The organism is Winslowiella toletana (assembly GCF_017875465.1).
Classification (GTDB): domain Bacteria; phylum Pseudomonadota; class Gammaproteobacteria; order Enterobacterales; family Enterobacteriaceae; genus Erwinia; species Erwinia toletana.
Genome location: NZ_JAGGMQ010000001.1, coordinates 4,570,778 through 4,586,257, shown reverse-complemented (window position 1 = coordinate 4,586,257; position 15,480 = coordinate 4,570,778). Strand labels below are relative to the sequence as shown.

The window sequence follows — 15,480 nt, the reverse complement described above, 5'->3', positions numbered from 1 at the left end:
ATCGGGCACACTGGCGGTATTACTGTTGATGCAGGATTTGCCACCATGAAAACCCTTCCCAAAGTCACGATTACCTACTGTTCACAATGCAACTGGCTGCTGCGCGCTGCCTGGATGTCACAAGAACTGCTGAGCACCTTCAGTACCGATCTGGCGCAGGTAACGCTGATTCCGGCGACAGGCGGCATTTACCAGATTACCGTTGACGATCAGCTTATCTGGGATCGCAAAACCATGGGCGGCTTTCCGGATGCGGCGGAGATTAAACGACGGCTGCGGGCGCAATGTTTTCCCGATCGCGATCTCGGACATAACGAGAAGAAAAGCGACAATCCGCCGCAATAAAAAAGCCGCGCAGTGCGCGGCTTAGAATCTGATATTTCCCTGTCAGAAATCGACATTAACCCCTAACTGGAAGGTACGGCCCGGCATTACCGCCAGCGCCTGATCGTTCGCGTCCTGGGCGGTGCCGCTGGTCAGGTCGCGGCTGCTGAGGTAGTCCCAGTATTTGCGGTCGGTGATATTATACAGGCCCCCGCTCAGCTTGACGTTTTTCGTCGCCTGCCAGTATGCGGTCATATCCACCATGCCATAACCCGGCACGCGCATATATTCGCTGCTGGAGTCGGTAATCGCACTGCCGCTGTTCGAGTAGCTTTGGCGATTGGTGGCGGTCGCCTGTTTGCCTTTAACAAAGGTCGCGGTCACCGCCGTGCCCCAGGCTTTCGCCGGCGCATCCCATGCCAGTCCGACCACCGCTTTCATCGGCGCGACGCTTTCGAGGTCGACATATTTGTCACCGGCGTAACTCGATTTCGATTCACCTTTGCTGTACGCGAAGGCCAGTGCGGCGCTGAGTCCTTCAGCCTGCCGGAACCAGGTGCCAAGGTTCAGGCGCGCGCTGATATCACCACCATAGATAAAGGCTTTATCGCGGTTTTCTGACTGATAAATAGTGTAAATATTGGATGGCACATTGCTGAAGCGGTCCGGGTTAGCGGCACGGGTATAGCGGCTGTAGGCGATAAAGTTTTTGTAGGTGTTGTAATACAGTGAACTGCGAAGAGTAACGCCGTCGGTCACTTCCCCTTTCATGCCCCACTCAAAATTATTGCTGGTTTCAGTCTTCATATCGGGATTGCCGATCAGCGCATACTGCGCGCCAGGAATATAGTTGGAACCGAGATTCCATGAGCCGTACAGCTGGCTGGCATTCGGGAACTGCGCGCCGCGCTTATACTGGATATATGTCATCAGCTTTGGCGTCAGATCGTAGTTAAAGCTAATGGAAGGCAGCAGCTGGGTATCGGCGTTGGTCTCACCATAGAGCGTTTCTACGTCAGAAGTGGTCAGCACGGTGCTTTCCGTGGTCAGGCTGCTGAGGTTTTGCGCCTTGGTACTTTGATGGGCGACGCGCAGACCCGGCACCACGTTAAAACCGTGTCCGTCGAGATCAAACTGGATTTTATCCTGCACAAACGCACCCAGCGTATAGCTGCGGCTGTCCGCTTCCGGCTGCATAATGGTGCTGTAGATACTCTGCACCGGTTCCTGGCGGAATGGACGCTCAGTCTCACTGATGCGCCCGTTCAGGCCGCCGCTCAGCTGATGACGGCCAAGGGTTTTCGCCAGTTGCGTCTCAAAACCATAAGTATCAACATTGTAATCAGAGTAGACGCGCTTCATACCGTTGCTGCCGTCCGGCATCCAGGTATTATCATGCGCCTGGGTCTGCTGATAAAATACTTTGCTCAGCAGGCTGTCGACAAAGTCATTATACGGCGTCCACTCATCCTTCAGGCTGATGCCCCAGCGACGGGTATTACTCTGCTGCACGGCGGTGCCCAGCACGCTGTTGCCACTGCTGTCCCAGCTGTCATAGTGGGTATGGTTGGTTTTATCGTAGTAATCAATGATGCCGGTGAGTTTATGCTCATCGTCTGGCTGCCAGATAGCCGAGGCCTGCAATGCATTGGAGTGCCAGTTAGCCGGGTATGCAGATACCGAATCACTGTTATTGCGTGTTTGCTGGCCATCACGTCGGCTGTAGACCAGCATGCCACGCAGGTATTCATCGCCCGCGGCGGCGGTAATGCCGTTGTGCCAGCTGTGGCTGGCGGAGTCGTAGTCACTCTGGTAGCCAAAGTAAGTGGGTCTGGCTGGCGAGAGATAATCATCCGCCGATTTCGGCAGGAAGGAGACCGCGCCGCCAATGGAAGTATTCGCGCGTGAGACGCTGGTGGCGCCGGCTTCAATCTCAACCTGGCCATACATATAGGGGTCGAGATAGTCTCTGCCGATACCAAAGGTATTCAGACCGGCGCGGCTGACATAGCTGCGACCGGTGGCATCCGGCTGCGGAATCCCGTCAACATCAATCCCCACGCGGTTGCTTTCCAGCCCGCGAATATTAAAACCGGTATAACCACTACGATCGAAACCGCTTTTTCCCGACGATGAACCGCCGTTTACGCCCATCGCACTGATAATGGTTTCATAGCGCATGACCGAGCCGAAATCATTGGCGCCCTTCTTCTGCAAATCTTCGGCGCTGTAAACCACCTTACTGCCCGCTTCTTTTTCCGGTTCACGCGCGGTGACGGTCATTACCGTTTCACTCTGACGCTTAGTGGTGATTTTCAGGGTGGTGTTTTGATCGGCGGCGTTATTACTGGTTTTATCATCTGCACGGGCCAGGCTGACGTTAAACGTTGCCGTCAGCAATACCCCGGTTAACAACGATGTTTTTACTAACATCTGGTGTGGTGTAAAAGTGCGCATAGCAATATCCTGCTTAATTATTGGTATGTGCTCAGCAGTGACTTCCATCAAAAAAAGACAAACAAAAAGCGCCCTTCTGCGCAAACGACAGAAGGTGAAACGAACGATCTGATTTTTATGTCGGCCATAATATATAAATGATAATGATTATCAATACATTTATAAGCATTGTTATCACGTTTAACACTAAACGGTAAAAAGCGTTGAATTATGGAGAAATTAAGCAGAAGCACGCGCCACCTTGCAGCAGGTGGCGGCAGGTCAGATGGTGCGGTAAGCGGTGGTCACTTTCCACAGGTAACGCGGCGCCTGAGCGGCCGGATGTTTTTCCTGCACATGCTGGTAAAACTCCTGCGGCGTCATGGTATTAATCATCGCAATCGCGCGGTCGCGGTTACGGGAGAAGGTTCGCAGCAGCGCCCCGGCGCCATTCGCGTAGGAGACAATAGTGGCATAGCGCAGGGTTTCCGGGTCACGGATGCCAGCCAGCTGTTGTGACTGCAAAATACGCAGATAAGCAGTGCCGATATCAATATTGCGTGCCGGATCGCGCAGCTCAGATCCGCTCGGCTGACCGTGCTGACCGCGCGCACGGTACACTTCGCGACCGGCGGTGGAGGCTTTGATTTGCATTAACCCAATGGCATTCGAACGGCTGACTACCGTTGGATTGCCACCGGATTCGACGCTGATAATGGCGTTAATCAGCCGTTCATCAACGCCATAATGGCTGGCCGCGTCTTCAGTAAACATTGACCAGGCCTGAGAAACTTTTTCCGGCGGCGCTTTGGTTAACGGTGTTTGCCGCTCGGGTGGCGCATGTCGCGGGGTTTCACTGGCGCATCCCGCCAGTAACAGTGCACATAAAATCAGCGATCGGGTTTTCACGCTATTCTCTTCCTCGCAGCCACTTATTCGCGTTCAATCATACTGACTGGCTTAAAGTTAAATATTGCCGTTTATCTGAATTGCCTGGAAATCCGGGGCCGGAGGTGACTTCGCGCCCACTTTTCGTCATCATCAGCGTGTCCGGACAGCGCAATGCGCGAAATCATCCAATCTGCGCGGTGCGAACAACAGACATTATTACAGCAGGTCGGTTGCCGCGCCAGGCTGTCTGGCCATGACTATTCACACCATTCGTCGTCATTGACCGCTTAGAGGGAGATAACTGAGCATGAGGTCTGGAACTTCCCGACTTTTTCATCTGGTTGCGCCATCGGGTTATTGTCACAACCAGGCTGCCGCCCGGCGGGGTATCGAGCGGCTAAGCGCAGCGGGCCATCGCGTGGAGAATCGCGCCGTTATCAGCCGCCGTTTTCAGCGTTTTGCTGGCGATGACCGCGAACGTCTGCAGGATATTAATGCGCTCGCCACCCTGTCCGCGCTGCCGGATATTGTGCTGGCGGTGCGCGGCGGCTATGGCGCCACCCGCCTGCTTGATCAGGTCGATTATCCGGCGCTGCGTCAGCTGGCAGGACAACCGCTGGCAATCTGCGGCCACAGCGATTTTACCGCCCTGCAACTGGCGCTGCTGACGCAAAGTGGCCTGATAACCTTCAGTGGTCCGATGCTGTGCAGCAATTTTGGTGCTGAGCAATTGTCTGATTTCACCATCGAACACTTCTGGCGGGCGATCACTCAGCCGGAATTCAGCGTAGAGTGGCAGACAACCGCACCCGATACGCAGGTCAGCGGGACGCTGTGGGGCGGTAATCTGGCGATGATTGCCTCGCTGGTCGGTACGCCATGGCTGCCGCAGGGTGATGACGGCATTCTGGTGATTGAGGATGTAAATGAACATCCGTTTCGCACCGAACGGATGTTGTTGCAGCTGCATCAGAGCGGCATTCTGGCGCGGCAGCGCGCAATTATCACCGGCAGTTTTACCGGTGTGACGCTAAGCGAATATGACAATGGCTTTGATTTCCCCGATGTCTGGCAGCGCATACGCGAGCTGAGCGGATTACCGGTGATCACCGATCTGGCCTTTGGTCATCATCAGGATACCGTGACCCTGCCATTGGGGGCGCAAGCCGTATTACAGGTAAATCAGGGCTGTAGTCAGCTGAGCATTAAGGGACATCCGACGCTCAGATAATTTCTTTCTATGCATCAGGAAAATGACGATGAAGCCGCTGTATGAAGATCTGTGGATCTCCACACCAGAATTTCCCGCGGCTGAAACTGAGCCTGAATTAATGATGCACGGCTTTATGCTGAAGCATCCGCGCGGCAACCTGCTGATTGCGCGGGTAGAACATCCGGAAGATCATCAGGCATTAGCCGATCTGGGCGGCGTGATGCGCCACTACCTGACGCACTGGCATGAAGCGGCTCCCGGTGCGCTGGCGATCCAGCAGCGTTTTAACAGCGCGCTTTACTGCCATACGCGCGCGCTCGGTCCGGTGAGTCTGGTACTGGAGCCGGATGCTACTCTGAACACCATGGAGAGCCATTTTGGCGATTTCCATATTCTGCCGTCACCCGGCCATACGCCAGGCTGCTGTAGCTTTTTTTATCATTCGCCCTACGGCAGAAGTTACCTGTTTGTTGGTGATACGCTGACGCAGGATAAAGGACGCTGGATCACCGTCACCGTCGCCGACAGCAACGCCGCCGATCTGCAACAGACGCTGGCGCACTACCGTACTCTGCAACCGGATGTGGTGTTAATGAGCACCACGCGCGGTCATCTCTCCTGGCAGGAAGTGACGCGCGAGCAGTGGCAGGATGCGATTAATCAGGCGGAGCAGTCGCCGCTGGATATGCGCGACGCCCCGCACTATTAAGCCTGCAGGGATTTGGTCAGATAGTGGCGCTGATGCACGCGCGGATAATTATCCAGCGAGAAGCGCAGCTGATAGCCCTGCTTTTCATAGAACGGGCGTGCCTGGAAACTGGCGGTATCCACCTGCGCATAAATACAGCCGCGCGCACGCGCTTCCTGCTCCGCCGCCTGGATTAGCTGGCTACCGACGCCCTGCCCGCGTAAAGCGTCACTGACCCACAACATATCAATGCGCAGCCAGTTGCCGGAGGTCGAACCGGTCAGTCCCGCCTGCTTTTTACCCTGTTTATCGCAGACAAATACCGCTATCGATTTAATTTCATCGATATCAATATGTCTGGCGTTAAAGGCCATCAATCCCGCTTTTATTTCATCCAGATCCTGATGGCTGGGGGTGGCGGTAATTTTAAGTTCCATATACTGCTCCTTGACCTTGAGAAAATGCTGCGATCCAGCCTGGCACACCAGCATTAAACCAACGTTACAGATAGCTTAAGAGTGGTCTGTAGCCGAATCGGCGTAACGCTCCAGCGAGATGGCATCGCTTTCACGATCGCTGCTGCGGGCGCAGGGCACCAGTTCGTTGCTGTTATTAAAGGCGAAAAAAGTTTCATCACTGCTTTTATCGACAATCAGCTGATCGCCATTACGAAAGCGCGTGATAGTGACCCTATCGCCACCGTTAATTTGTGAACGCTGACGGCCAGAGGCAATCTGGAAGTGGTGGCCCGGCCACATGGCGGTGGTCAGACCATACTGCGCGCGGGAGATGGTCATCGTAGCGCGGCCCGGACAGGTAATTTGAAACTCACTGTCGGCGTGTGCCGGAAATAGGGTAAAAGCCAGCAGACACGCTGCCAGTGCTGAATAAGACATAGGTGTCATTCTCCGCTGCTGATTGTTTCTCTCTGAATTTATACGTTATTTTCAGCCACAGCTTAACATATCAAAAAACTATTTCCGGAAAAATCCTAAAACCGCAAAATGAGCTAATATTAATGAGCAAAAATTGATCAAAGTTAAGCCGTGGCGCAGCAGCAGGTTACAGGATAAAGCCATGTCAGGTAATAAGGAGGAATCGTTATGAAACGCCGAAATGTTAATTCCACTAAAATTCATACCGTTGGCTACGATATGGATAATAAACTGCTGGAAATAGAGTTTCAGCAACAGGAAATATATCGTTACCGGCATGTCCCGCTGACTATTTTCCATTTACTGATGGCAGCGAAGTCAAAAGGACAGTTTTTTGCCGAAAATATTAAAAATCAGTATCCGCATAATAAGGTAGCCTGATTATTGCGCATCCCGGTTAAATGCGCTCCCTTCGCGGCTCAGGCAGCACGGTAGCGGAAAGCTTCATCAGGCTTCTCCGCTACCCTTCCCCATGCACAACACCCGCTATGACACCCCTGCTAACCATTTAAATAGCTTGCTAACAATATACATATATTGCTATTAAGTGTGTCGTTTACAATTATCACCTGCAAAATCAATCACCCATAACAACAGCCGCAGAGGCCATTATGAGCAATATTGTAGTTAAAAGCGTCGATTATCAGGCCAATGGCCAGGCTTTACAGGGACGTCTGGTTTGGCAATCGGGTCAGGATGGCAAACTGCCAGGACTGGTGATGGCGCCAAACTGGATGGGCGTCAGCGATAAAGCGGTCGACCTGGTGCGCCAGGTGGTGGCTCAGGGTTACGTGGTGTTTATCGCCGATCTCTACGGCGCTGATGTGCGTCCCACCAATGCTGAAGAAGCGGGTGCGGCAATGATGGCGGTAAAAGATACACCGCTGGAGCGTACGCGTATGCAGGCAGCGCTGGATACCCTGGTGGCGCAAACTGATGCCCCGGTCGACAGCGAAAAACTCGCCGCCTTTGGCTTCTGCTTTGGCGGTCACTGTGTGCTGGAGCTGGCGCGCAGCGGCGCACCACTGAAAGCGACGCTGACTTTCCACGGTACGCTGGATACCACTGACCGCCATGGCGCCAGTAATATTACCGGTTCAGTGCTGGTGCTGGATGGCGCGGAAGATCCGCTGGTGCCACGTGAACAGTTACCGGCCTTTGCGGCAGAGATGAGCGCCGCCAGTGTTGACTGGCAGTTGCTGAGCTTTGGCGGCGCGGTACACTCCTTTACCGATCCACAGGCGAATGTGGCGGGTATCAGCATGTATCATGACCAGGCCAGCAAGCGCGCCTTCCGCGCGATGTATAACCTGTTGAGCGAAGTCATGTAAATCGCCCTGGCGGGCTGCCACAGTCCGCCAGAATTCCGCCACTTACTCCCTGCCTGGTGGATGCGTTAATGCCTCCAGCAACTGTTGATTGAACTTCTGCGGCTCTTCCATCTGGGGTGCATGTCCCATACCCGGGAAGCTGATCAGCCGCGCATGCGGAATCACTGCCGCCACCTGCTTGCCCAGAACCTGATAATTCCCCACCTGCGCTTTCACCTGTGGCGAAGCGATATCGCTGCCAATTGCAGTAGTATCTGAAGTGCCAATCATCAGGGTGGTAGGCATACGCAGATCTTTAAATTCGTAAAAGACCGGCTGGGTGAAAATCATGTCGTAGATCAGCGCCGAATTCCATGCCACGCGCTGTTTGCCCGGACCGTTATTCAACCCCGCCAGCATATCCACCCACTGGTCATAGCGCGGTTGCCATTTGCCAACGTAGTAGGTTTTCAGTTCATACTGCTTGATACTTTCCGCCGACAGTTTCAGCTCGCGCTGATACCACTGATCAACACTGCGCCACGGCACACCTTTGGCTTTCCAGTCTTCCAGACCGATAGGATTGACCAGCACCAGCTGTTCAACCTGTTGCGGATACATCAGGCTGTAGCGCGTCGCCAGCATCCCCCCGGTGGAGTGGCCGATAATAATCGCCCGTGAAATATGCAGATGTTGCAGCAGCGCCTGGGTATTTTGCGCCAGCTGCTGGAAGCTGTACTGATAAGCGGCAGGTTTGGTCGAGGTGCAGAAGCCAATCTGATCCGGCGCAACCACCCGGTATCCGCCCTTACTCAGCGCGGCAATCGTCTCCTGCCAGGTGGCGCCACAGAAGTTTTTACCATGCATCAGCACCACCGTATGGCCGTTGGCCTGCCCTTCCGGCGCAATATCCATATAGCCCATACTCAGCTGTTGTGACTGCGAGGTAAAACTGAAGTGCTGCAGCGGATACGGCATAGCGAAACCCTGCAACTCCTGACCGTATTGCGGTGCGGCCTGCGCACTGGCGGCAAAAGTGGTCAGTACCGTCGTCAGCAACAGATGACGCGTCAATTTCAGCATGCTTAAGCCCTTGTAAAAAAACAGTGAAAGCCAATTTTAGCACCGAAACGACATTTTTCTGCCGCGGCAATGGTTACAATGCCGCACGCGCGTTAATGTGAACCCTCGGTTTGATGAGCTCAGGAGCAGTCTGGCATGGCGAAGGATCAGGACATTATTCCGCAGTTGCAACGTCTGCTGGCAGCTGACCAGTTGCTGACCAGCGAAGACGATAAAGCGTACTACACCAAAGGGTTTCGGGTTGGCAAAGGTCAGGCGCTGGCGGTGGCCATCCCGCAAACGCTGATGCAGCTGTGGCAGGTTTTACAGGCTTGTGTCGCCTGCGACAAAATTATTCTGATGCAGGCGGCCAATACCGGCGTGACCGGCGGTTCAACGCCGGATGGCAGCGACTACGACCGTGAAATCGTGATTATCAGCACCCGACGGATTAAGGGCGTGCAGGTGATTGATGATGCGCAGCAGGTGATTGCCTTTCCCGGCAGCACGCTGACGGAACTGGAAAATGCCCTTAAGCCGCATCATAAAGAACCGCATTCAGTGATTGGATCCTCCTGTATTGGCGCGTCGGTGATTGGCGGCGTCTGTAATAATTCTGGTGGATCATTAATTCGGCGTGGCCCGGCGTTTACCGAAAAATCGCTGTTCGCACAAATCAATCACGACGGCAGCCTGTCGCTGGTCAACCATTTAGGCGTCGACCTTGGCGATACGCCGGAAGAGATGATCGCGCGGCTGGAGCAGCAGCAGTATGTCACCGGCGTCGCCGCCGACTGGCAGGGCAAGATCTGGGCGGATGATTACGCCTCGATTCTGCGTGATGTCGGTGCCGATACGCCAACCCGCTATAACGGCAATGTACAGTATCTGCATGACAGCGCCGGTAGCGCCGGAAAGATTGCGGTATTTGCCGTGCGCCTCTCCACCTTTGACGCCAGCGATAAAACCGCGACCTTTTATATCGGCACTCACCAGGAGAGCGAGCTGGTAGCGCTGCGTCGCTATCTGCTGGAGAACCTCGATGAACTGCCATTGCAGGCCGAGTATATCCATCGTAACGCCTTCGATCTCACGGTGAAATACGCCAAACATATGTACTGGGCGATTAACCGGCTGGGACCGGAAGCGCTGCCGTCGTTAATGGCAGGCAAGGCGAAGTGGGATCTGCGGGTGAAAAAGCTGCGCATTCTGCCGCACAACTTTGTCGATAAGGCGCTGCAACTGGTGAATAATCTGACGCCCAAAATGGTAGCCCGACGCCTTCTCGATTATCGCGATCGTTACGAACATCATCTGATGATTAAAGCCGAATCCCGCCACATCGTGCAGTTACAACAGCTGTTAACCACCTTTTTCAGCGCGCAGCCCGGGGCGTTTTTCCGCTGTGACGATCGGGAGGAAAAGGATGCGTTTCTGGTACGCTTTGGCGTCGGAGGCTGCACTATCTCTTACTGCGATTACTACGCCATTGATCCTGATAAGCGGCTGATCGCCTTTGACGTGGCGCTGCGACGTAATGACAGCCAGTGGCGCATTAATTTACCGCCAGAGTTGCAGGCGCAGGTGCAGGAAGATTCCTGCTGCGGCCATTTTTTCTGCTTTGTTAATCATCAGGATTATATTCTGAAGCCCGGCGTGGATGCCGATGCGTTTAAACATCAGGTGCTGACGTATCTCGATCAGCGCGGTGCGCGCTATCCGGCAGAGCATAATGTCGGTCATCTGTATCAGGCTTCTGACGAATATAAACTGCATATGCGCCATCTTGACCCAACCAACAGCTGTAATCCAGGGATTGGTAAAACCAGTAAGCGTAAGTTCTGGCAGTAAGGCGGGAGACCTCCCCTGAACGCCTGTCGCTCAGGGGATAATATCAGACTGACTTAATCGTCAAACTCAGACATCTCTTTAATTTCTGAGCGGTTAATCTGCTGCTGCTTACCCTGCTCATCGGTGTAGCTGATCATCCCGGTGTCTTTATCCACTTCCGGCTTGCCCGAAACCACAATGGTGCGCCCGTCATTGGTATGCATAACGTGATCATTGGCACAACCGGCGAGGAACAGACCCGCAGTCAGGGTTGCCGCGGCTAAAAGTGTCTTTTTAATCGTTAACGTCATGTTTCAGCTCCTTTGTCAGATTCACAGTAAGAGTAACAATTCCCGCCACGTATTTTTAGGCATTGGTGCGCAACATTATGGTTTACAGACAACTCTGAAGGGGGAAAAAGGTGAAGAGAGATAAAGACGACTAATATTAAAGTCGCAGGCTGGCTGGCCGATAATCTGACAGAGAGATCACCACAAGGCAGACGTAAGAAAATGAGGCATAAAATTCTGTTCGCGCTGGCGGCGTTGTTACTTTCCGGCTGTGCCTTAAAGCAGTACCCGCAATCACCGCAGCTCAGCGCTGAGGAGTCCGCCTCGCTGGATTGTCCGGCCATTGAGCGTGAGATCGCCAAATCCCACAGTGTGCAGCAGGAGATCTCCCGCACCGGCTCATTTGATGCACTGACAGTGGTGGGATTTATCGGTGATTTTGGTATCGGTAATGGTATTGCAAAATACCGCGCAACTGACAAAGCCGATGACAGGTTAAACCAGCTGGAGTCGTTAAAAGCAGCCAAATGCCCGATAACGGGCTAACTCTGGCTTTACTCTGCCGCCACTTCTGCGGCAATTAACATCAGTGCGATACCCGCATCTTCCTCATCGTACTGTCCCATCACATCACGGATGGCGCTGACACAGCCATTGACGCGCTGTTGCTGGTCTTCTGCTAAAGACGCCACGGCATTACGGATAATCATCAAACTGGCTTCTTCTTCTTTCATGCAGTCCTCCCTGTTAAGTCATTTCGCGCATAATGCTGTCAGCATACCGTTTCCCGCAGCTATTCGTCATCATTTATCAGCGCCAGTAATTACTGGTTTACCGTGCAACCGCGCGAAATAATCTACAGCTTCGGCGATATCATCGTTTATCCACTACGCTATACATGACAGGTCTGGGCGAGATAAAGATTTGCGTTAAGGAAGAGAAGATGAAGCTGTTGCAAATAACCCTGGTCGCCACAACGCTGACGCTGGCTGCCTGTTCCTCTGATTATCAGGGCAAGGAGTGCGTTGGCAGAGTGCAAAGTTTATCCGGACAGCCGCTGGGCCAGACGCAGGCGCTGGTCGTCGACCGCTATAGCTCGTTTACCGTGACCACCGCCGAAAGGAGTATTAATAGCGGGCCGCTACAAACCACCGACCGCCGGTTATATCTGCCCTCAGCGGTGACCCGTGAAGGCTATCTTGCCCAGCGCCTTTCTGATAACAGCTATTGCCTGATCGACTCGCCGAAAAATCAGATGGTGACTTATATCTGCCATTAGAGCAGATGCGGTTAACGCGAGGTTGAATCGCCAGCAACGCCTGAAGATGGGCCGGGACCAAGATGGAGAGTGTGCGCGCAATTGCCCGCAGATCGTATCTGGCTCAAAAGCGAAGGTTCAGCGCTATTATTTTTGCCATTGATATTCTGCACAGACTGGTAGCTAACTGTTTCAGGGGATGAAGGGGATGAACCGGAAGTTACAGATGACATAACAAGCTCCATTTGTTATTGATTACAGGTCAGTTAATTCAGCGATATATTTAGCCATACGTTGTAGCAGGCAACCGGTCGCAGCGATATCAATTTCCGCTCAATGCGCGCCTCATCGAGGCGCGCGGGCAACAGTAATTAGTTGTCCAGCTGATACTCAAGGGTGATTTCCGCCTTCAGCAATTTTGATACCGGGCAACCTGCTTTAGCCTGATTGATAATTTTATCAAAAGTCTCTTTATCAATGCCTGGCAGCTTAACCTGGCTTTTCAGCGCCACCTGGGTGATAGCGAATCCGCCATCAGCTTTATCCAGCGAAACGTCTGCGGTGGTATCAATACTCTCTGGCACAAAACCGGCGTCGCCTAACATTAACGATAACGCCATTGAAAAGCAGGCTGAGTGCGCCGCGCCAATCAGCTCTTCCGGGTTGGTACCGGCTTTACCTTCGAAGCGGGTATTGAATCCGTAGGGTTGCTGGCTAAGTGCGCCACTCTCGGTAGAAATATAACCTTTGCCCTGCTTGATATCACCTTCCCAGTGAGCCTGTCCTTTTTTATGAATGGTCATTTAATCCTCCGGTTGCTTCTGAATGTACTCTCAGTATAGAAGCTTCTCAGCAGAATGACGGCGCAGGTATCATTTGCCTGCGCCAGATGCAGATAAATTAAGCCATCGCCGGCTTTGGCCGTAACGCGATATAGATGGTCACCGTCGCAATCAGCAGCGCCAGCGCGCTACCGATAAACACCCCTCTGGCGCCCCCGAGATTAAATATCGCCCCGCCTGCTGCAGCGCCAACGGCAATCGCCAGCTGCACGGCCGCCACCATCAGTCCACCACCGCTTTCGGCATCATCAGGCATAGTGCGCGTCAGCCAGGTCGACCAGCCAACCGGCACCGCGCCAAACGCCATTCCCCACAGTGCAATCAGCAGCGCATCGATCATCGGAGCGAATCCCAGCAGCACCAGCGCCACGCCCATTATTCCCATCACCAGCGGCGTCATCATCAATGTCAGATTAAGATTGCGTTCCAGCAGCAGCCCGGCGAGCAACGTTCCGGCGAAATTGGCGACGCCAAAACCCAACAGAATCGCCGACAGCCCGTTCACGCCGACGCCAGTGACATTCTCCAGAAACGGACGCAGATAGGTGAAGAAAGCAAAATGGCCAGAGAAAACCAGGATAACGGCGAACATCGCCATCTGAATACCGGGTCGTTTTAGCACCGTTAAAAAATTACTGGTGTGGCCCGCAGCGGCCGGTGGCATTTTCGGTAAGCTGGCGATCTGCCAGACCAGTGCCAGCGCGCCAATGGCGGCAGCGGCGATAAACACATTACGCCAGCCGATCAGATCGCCAAAGTAACTGCCCAGCGGCGCGGCAGCGATAGTGGCCACGGAAACCCCGCTAAAAATAATCGACAGCGCGCGCGGGATAAGTGCTGCGGGCACCAGCCGCATCGCTGTCGCAGCCGACAGGGTCCAGAACCCACCAATCGCCACCCCCAGCAACACGCGCCCGGCAAAGACAAATGACAGCTGTGGCGCAAAGGCCACCAGCAGATTGGAGACAATCAACATCACAGAAAACGCCAGTAATACCCAGCGGCGATCCATTTTACGTGTGGCGCTGGCGCTGACAAAGCTGGTGATTAACGCCACGACGGCGGTAATAGTGACCGCCTGGCCGGTTAATGCTTCGCTGGCCTCGAGGCTGGCGGCCATCGGCGTCAGCAGACTGGCAGGCAGGAATTCAGCGGTAACCAGGCCGAAGACGCCCAGCGCCATCGAAAATACCGCCCCCCATGCCGGCTGTTGCTGCGCGGAAGACGTTGTCCTCAGGTGATTCGCGTTGTTCATTGGTGATATCCCGGCGAATTTAAATTAAGCCACAGGTTAAAGCGCTGGCGCCGGATGGTCTATGATGTAAAATCCGTGATTATTGATTATTCGTCCGGGAGTATGCCGTCCCATGTCAGAGATAAGCCAGAGTCACGATCTTGCCAGTGAATTGTTACTGGGAATGCGCCTGCTGGGCGTCCAGTACAAACGTATCGAAATGGCGCGGCCGTTTGGCATCCACTTTGCCAGTGCGCCAGGCCGCGCGCAGTTCCATTTTGTCAGCCGGGGACCCGTGCTGCTGCGTACCGCCAGTGGTGAACTCTGGACGCTGAACAGCGGCGATGCGGTATTACTGCCGCAAAGCGTCGATCACCTGCTGCTCTCTTCGCCTGACATCCCCGCCACCGATATCACCGCTTTTGACGCCACAGCAGTGTGCGACAACGTTTGTTGTATTCAATCCGGTGCGGATGGCGTCGGCAATGCGCCGGGTGCCCTGATCTTTAGTGGCTGTATGGAGTTTGATTTGGGGGGAATGCAGCCGCTGATCAGGGCGATGCCGGAACTGATGCTGGTCAGCACCCTGATGCATCAGTATCCCGAAGTTCAGCCAATGCTCGATGCGATGGAGCGCGAATCGCAGGCCAGGCGCGCGGGTTACGCCGGTATTCTCTCACGGCTGGCCGATGTGGTGGCGGCTTTTATCGTGCGCGGCTGGGTGGAAAACGGGTGTGGTAATACTGCTGGCTGGTTGCAGGCGCTGCGTGATCCACGGCTGGGCAAAGCGCTGGTCGCGCTGCATCGCGATCCGGGACGCAACTGGACGGTGGCGCTGCTGGCGGCAGAGATGGGAAGTTCTCGCACGGTGTTTGCTGAGCGATTTTTAACGGTGACCGGAATGACGCCATTGCGTTATCTGACAGAACTGCGCATGCAGCTGGCAGTACAGTGGATTAGTCAGGATGGTGAAGCGATTGAAACTGTTGCCTGGCGTCTGGGATACGGCTCGCTGGCGGCGTTTAGCCGCGCCTTTAAGCGTATCAATGGCAAAAGCCCAGGTGCGTTACGCAGTAAAGCCGCACTGAGTTAACTGATGGTTTACTACCACTGGCCCGCCATGATGGCGGATATCACGGTGTGCAGTAGCTGAAAATTCCCCGGTAT

The 15,480-nt window shown here is 54.1% G+C and carries 18 protein-coding genes; 9 read left to right on the top strand and 9 right to left on the bottom strand.

Annotation, left to right across the window (positions count from 1 at the left end; translation table 11 throughout):
- The first annotated feature begins 45 nt into the window (after positions 1-45).
- Positions 46-345 (top strand): Rdx family protein, encoded by a 300-nt coding sequence (locus tag J2125_RS21555; RefSeq protein WP_017801972.1) that lies wholly within the window; start codon positions 46-48, stop codon positions 343-345.
- 42 nt (positions 346-387) lie between these two features.
- Here J2125_RS21555 and J2125_RS21550 read toward each other — a convergent pair whose 3' ends face one another.
- Together J2125_RS21550 and emtA are read right to left on the bottom strand one after the other, a co-directional pair.
- Positions 388-2,781, bottom strand: a complete 2,394-nt coding sequence (locus tag J2125_RS21550; protein ID WP_017801971.1) for a TonB-dependent receptor domain-containing protein — start codon at positions 2,779-2,781, stop codon at positions 388-390.
- Positions 2,782-3,042: 261 nt separating this feature from the next.
- On the bottom strand, positions 3,043-3,669 hold the full coding sequence (gene emtA, locus J2125_RS21545) for a membrane-bound lytic murein transglycosylase EmtA (RefSeq protein WP_017801970.1): 627 nt from the start codon (positions 3,667-3,669) through the stop codon (positions 3,043-3,045).
- A 289-nt stretch (positions 3,670-3,958) separates the two neighbouring features.
- Between emtA and ldcA the strand changes: the two genes are divergently transcribed.
- Both ldcA and J2125_RS21535 read left to right on the top strand, forming a co-directional pair.
- Positions 3,959-4,882: a muramoyltetrapeptide carboxypeptidase gene (ldcA, locus tag J2125_RS21540; protein ID WP_026111817.1), complete on the top strand. Its 924-nt coding sequence runs from the start codon at positions 3,959-3,961 to the stop codon at positions 4,880-4,882.
- A 28-nt stretch (positions 4,883-4,910) separates the two neighbouring features.
- The gene (locus tag J2125_RS21535; protein ID WP_017801968.1) at positions 4,911-5,573 is read left to right on the top strand and encodes an MBL fold metallo-hydrolase; all 663 of its coding nucleotides are present in this window, start codon (positions 4,911-4,913) and stop codon (positions 5,571-5,573) included.
- Here J2125_RS21535 and J2125_RS21530 read toward each other — a convergent pair.
- Both J2125_RS21530 and J2125_RS21525 read right to left on the bottom strand, forming a co-directional pair.
- A complete protein-coding gene (locus J2125_RS21530; RefSeq protein ID WP_017801967.1) occupies positions 5,570-5,989 on the bottom strand; it encodes a GNAT family N-acetyltransferase in 420 nt (139 codons plus the stop codon). The genes J2125_RS21535 and J2125_RS21530 overlap by 4 nt on opposite strands.
- A 75-nt stretch (positions 5,990-6,064) precedes the next feature.
- Positions 6,065-6,448 (bottom strand): hypothetical protein, encoded by a 384-nt coding sequence (locus J2125_RS21525; protein ID WP_017801966.1) that lies wholly within the window; start codon positions 6,446-6,448, stop codon positions 6,065-6,067.
- Positions 6,449-6,655: 207 nt separating this feature from the next.
- On the opposite strand from J2125_RS21525, the gene J2125_RS21520 reads away from it, so the two are divergent.
- On the top strand, positions 6,656-6,868 hold the full coding sequence (locus J2125_RS21520; protein ID WP_017801965.1) for a KTSC domain-containing protein: 213 nt from the start codon (positions 6,656-6,658) through the stop codon (positions 6,866-6,868).
- A 230-nt stretch (positions 6,869-7,098) separates the two neighbouring features.
- The gene (locus J2125_RS21515; RefSeq protein ID WP_017801964.1) at positions 7,099-7,818 is read left to right on the top strand and encodes a dienelactone hydrolase family protein; all 720 of its coding nucleotides are present in this window, start codon (positions 7,099-7,101) and stop codon (positions 7,816-7,818) included.
- A 42-nt stretch (positions 7,819-7,860) separates the two neighbouring features.
- Here the strand turns inward: J2125_RS21515 and J2125_RS21510 are convergent, their stop codons facing one another.
- Positions 7,861-8,880: an alpha/beta fold hydrolase gene (locus J2125_RS21510; protein WP_017801963.1), complete on the bottom strand. Its 1,020-nt coding sequence runs from the start codon at positions 8,878-8,880 to the stop codon at positions 7,861-7,863.
- 135 nt (positions 8,881-9,015) lie between these two features.
- On the opposite strand from J2125_RS21510, the gene dld reads away from it, so the two are divergent.
- The gene (gene dld, locus J2125_RS21505) at positions 9,016-10,710 is read left to right on the top strand and encodes a D-lactate dehydrogenase (protein WP_017801962.1); all 1,695 of its coding nucleotides are present in this window, start codon (positions 9,016-9,018) and stop codon (positions 10,708-10,710) included.
- A gap of 53 nt (positions 10,711-10,763) precedes the next feature.
- Here dld and J2125_RS21500 read toward each other — a convergent pair whose 3' ends face one another.
- On the bottom strand, positions 10,764-11,000 hold the full coding sequence (locus J2125_RS21500; protein ID WP_017801961.1) for a YgdI/YgdR family lipoprotein: 237 nt from the start codon (positions 10,998-11,000) through the stop codon (positions 10,764-10,766).
- Positions 11,001-11,201: 201 nt separating this feature from the next.
- On the opposite strand from J2125_RS21500, the gene J2125_RS21495 reads away from it, so the two are divergent.
- Positions 11,202-11,525 carry a hypothetical protein gene (locus tag J2125_RS21495; protein WP_017801960.1) on the top strand — a complete coding sequence of 108 codons (324 nt, stop codon included), beginning with the start codon at positions 11,202-11,204 and terminating at the stop codon, positions 11,523-11,525.
- Positions 11,526-11,533: 8 nt separating this feature from the next.
- Here the strand turns inward: J2125_RS21495 and J2125_RS21490 are convergent, their stop codons facing one another.
- A complete protein-coding gene (locus tag J2125_RS21490; RefSeq protein ID WP_017801959.1) occupies positions 11,534-11,713 on the bottom strand; it encodes a hypothetical protein in 180 nt (59 codons plus the stop codon).
- A gap of 209 nt (positions 11,714-11,922) precedes the next feature.
- On the opposite strand from J2125_RS21490, the gene J2125_RS21485 reads away from it, so the two are divergent.
- Positions 11,923-12,258, top strand: a complete 336-nt coding sequence (locus J2125_RS21485) for a hypothetical protein (protein WP_017801958.1) — start codon at positions 11,923-11,925, stop codon at positions 12,256-12,258.
- Between the two features lie 350 nt (positions 12,259-12,608).
- Here the strand turns inward: J2125_RS21485 and J2125_RS21480 are convergent, their stop codons facing one another.
- Together J2125_RS21480 and J2125_RS21475 are read right to left on the bottom strand one after the other, a co-directional pair.
- Positions 12,609-13,040, bottom strand: a complete 432-nt coding sequence (locus J2125_RS21480; RefSeq protein ID WP_017801957.1) for an OsmC family protein — start codon at positions 13,038-13,040, stop codon at positions 12,609-12,611.
- 97 nt (positions 13,041-13,137) lie between these two features.
- Complete coding sequence (locus tag J2125_RS21475) at positions 13,138-14,334, bottom strand: MFS transporter (RefSeq protein ID WP_026111814.1); 1,197 nt, start codon at positions 14,332-14,334, stop codon at positions 13,138-13,140.
- 121 nt (positions 14,335-14,455) lie between these two features.
- On the opposite strand from J2125_RS21475, the gene J2125_RS21470 reads away from it, so the two are divergent.
- Entirely contained in the window at positions 14,456-15,406 is a 951-nt protein-coding gene (locus J2125_RS21470) for an AraC family transcriptional regulator (protein ID WP_198510899.1), read from the top strand.
- Positions 15,407-15,480 lie beyond the last annotated feature (74 nt).

Excerpts from the sequence above, each read along its gene's own strand:
- J2125_RS21555 (WP_017801972.1), top strand. The coding sequence starts at position 46 with ATGAAAACCCTTCCCAAAGTCACGATTACCTACTGTTCACAATGCAAC.
- J2125_RS21550 (WP_017801971.1), bottom strand. The coding sequence starts at position 2,781 with ATGCGCACTTTTACACCACACCAGATGTTAGTAAAAACATCGTTGTTA.
- ldcA (WP_026111817.1), top strand. The coding sequence starts at position 3,959 with ATGAGGTCTGGAACTTCCCGACTTTTTCATCTGGTTGCGCCATCGGGT.
- J2125_RS21535 (WP_017801968.1), top strand. The coding sequence starts at position 4,911 with ATGAAGCCGCTGTATGAAGATCTGTGGATCTCCACACCAGAATTTCCC.
- J2125_RS21530 (WP_017801967.1), bottom strand. The coding sequence starts at position 5,989 with ATGGAACTTAAAATTACCGCCACCCCCAGCCATCAGGATCTGGATGAA.
- J2125_RS21525 (WP_017801966.1), bottom strand. The coding sequence starts at position 6,448 with ATGTCTTATTCAGCACTGGCAGCGTGTCTGCTGGCTTTTACCCTATTT.
- J2125_RS21520 (WP_017801965.1), top strand. The coding sequence starts at position 6,656 with ATGAAACGCCGAAATGTTAATTCCACTAAAATTCATACCGTTGGCTAC.
- J2125_RS21515 (WP_017801964.1), top strand. The coding sequence starts at position 7,099 with ATGAGCAATATTGTAGTTAAAAGCGTCGATTATCAGGCCAATGGCCAG.
- J2125_RS21510 (WP_017801963.1), bottom strand. The coding sequence starts at position 8,880 with ATGCTGAAATTGACGCGTCATCTGTTGCTGACGACGGTACTGACCACT.
- dld (WP_017801962.1), top strand. The coding sequence starts at position 9,016 with ATGGCGAAGGATCAGGACATTATTCCGCAGTTGCAACGTCTGCTGGCA.
- J2125_RS21500 (WP_017801961.1), bottom strand. The coding sequence starts at position 11,000 with ATGACGTTAACGATTAAAAAGACACTTTTAGCCGCGGCAACCCTGACT.
- J2125_RS21495 (WP_017801960.1), top strand. The coding sequence starts at position 11,202 with ATGAGGCATAAAATTCTGTTCGCGCTGGCGGCGTTGTTACTTTCCGGC.
- J2125_RS21490 (WP_017801959.1), bottom strand. The coding sequence starts at position 11,713 with ATGAAAGAAGAAGAAGCCAGTTTGATGATTATCCGTAATGCCGTGGCG.
- J2125_RS21485 (WP_017801958.1), top strand. The coding sequence starts at position 11,923 with ATGAAGCTGTTGCAAATAACCCTGGTCGCCACAACGCTGACGCTGGCT.
- J2125_RS21480 (WP_017801957.1), bottom strand. The coding sequence starts at position 13,040 with ATGACCATTCATAAAAAAGGACAGGCTCACTGGGAAGGTGATATCAAG.
- J2125_RS21475 (WP_026111814.1), bottom strand. The coding sequence starts at position 14,334 with ATGAACAACGCGAATCACCTGAGGACAACGTCTTCCGCGCAGCAACAG.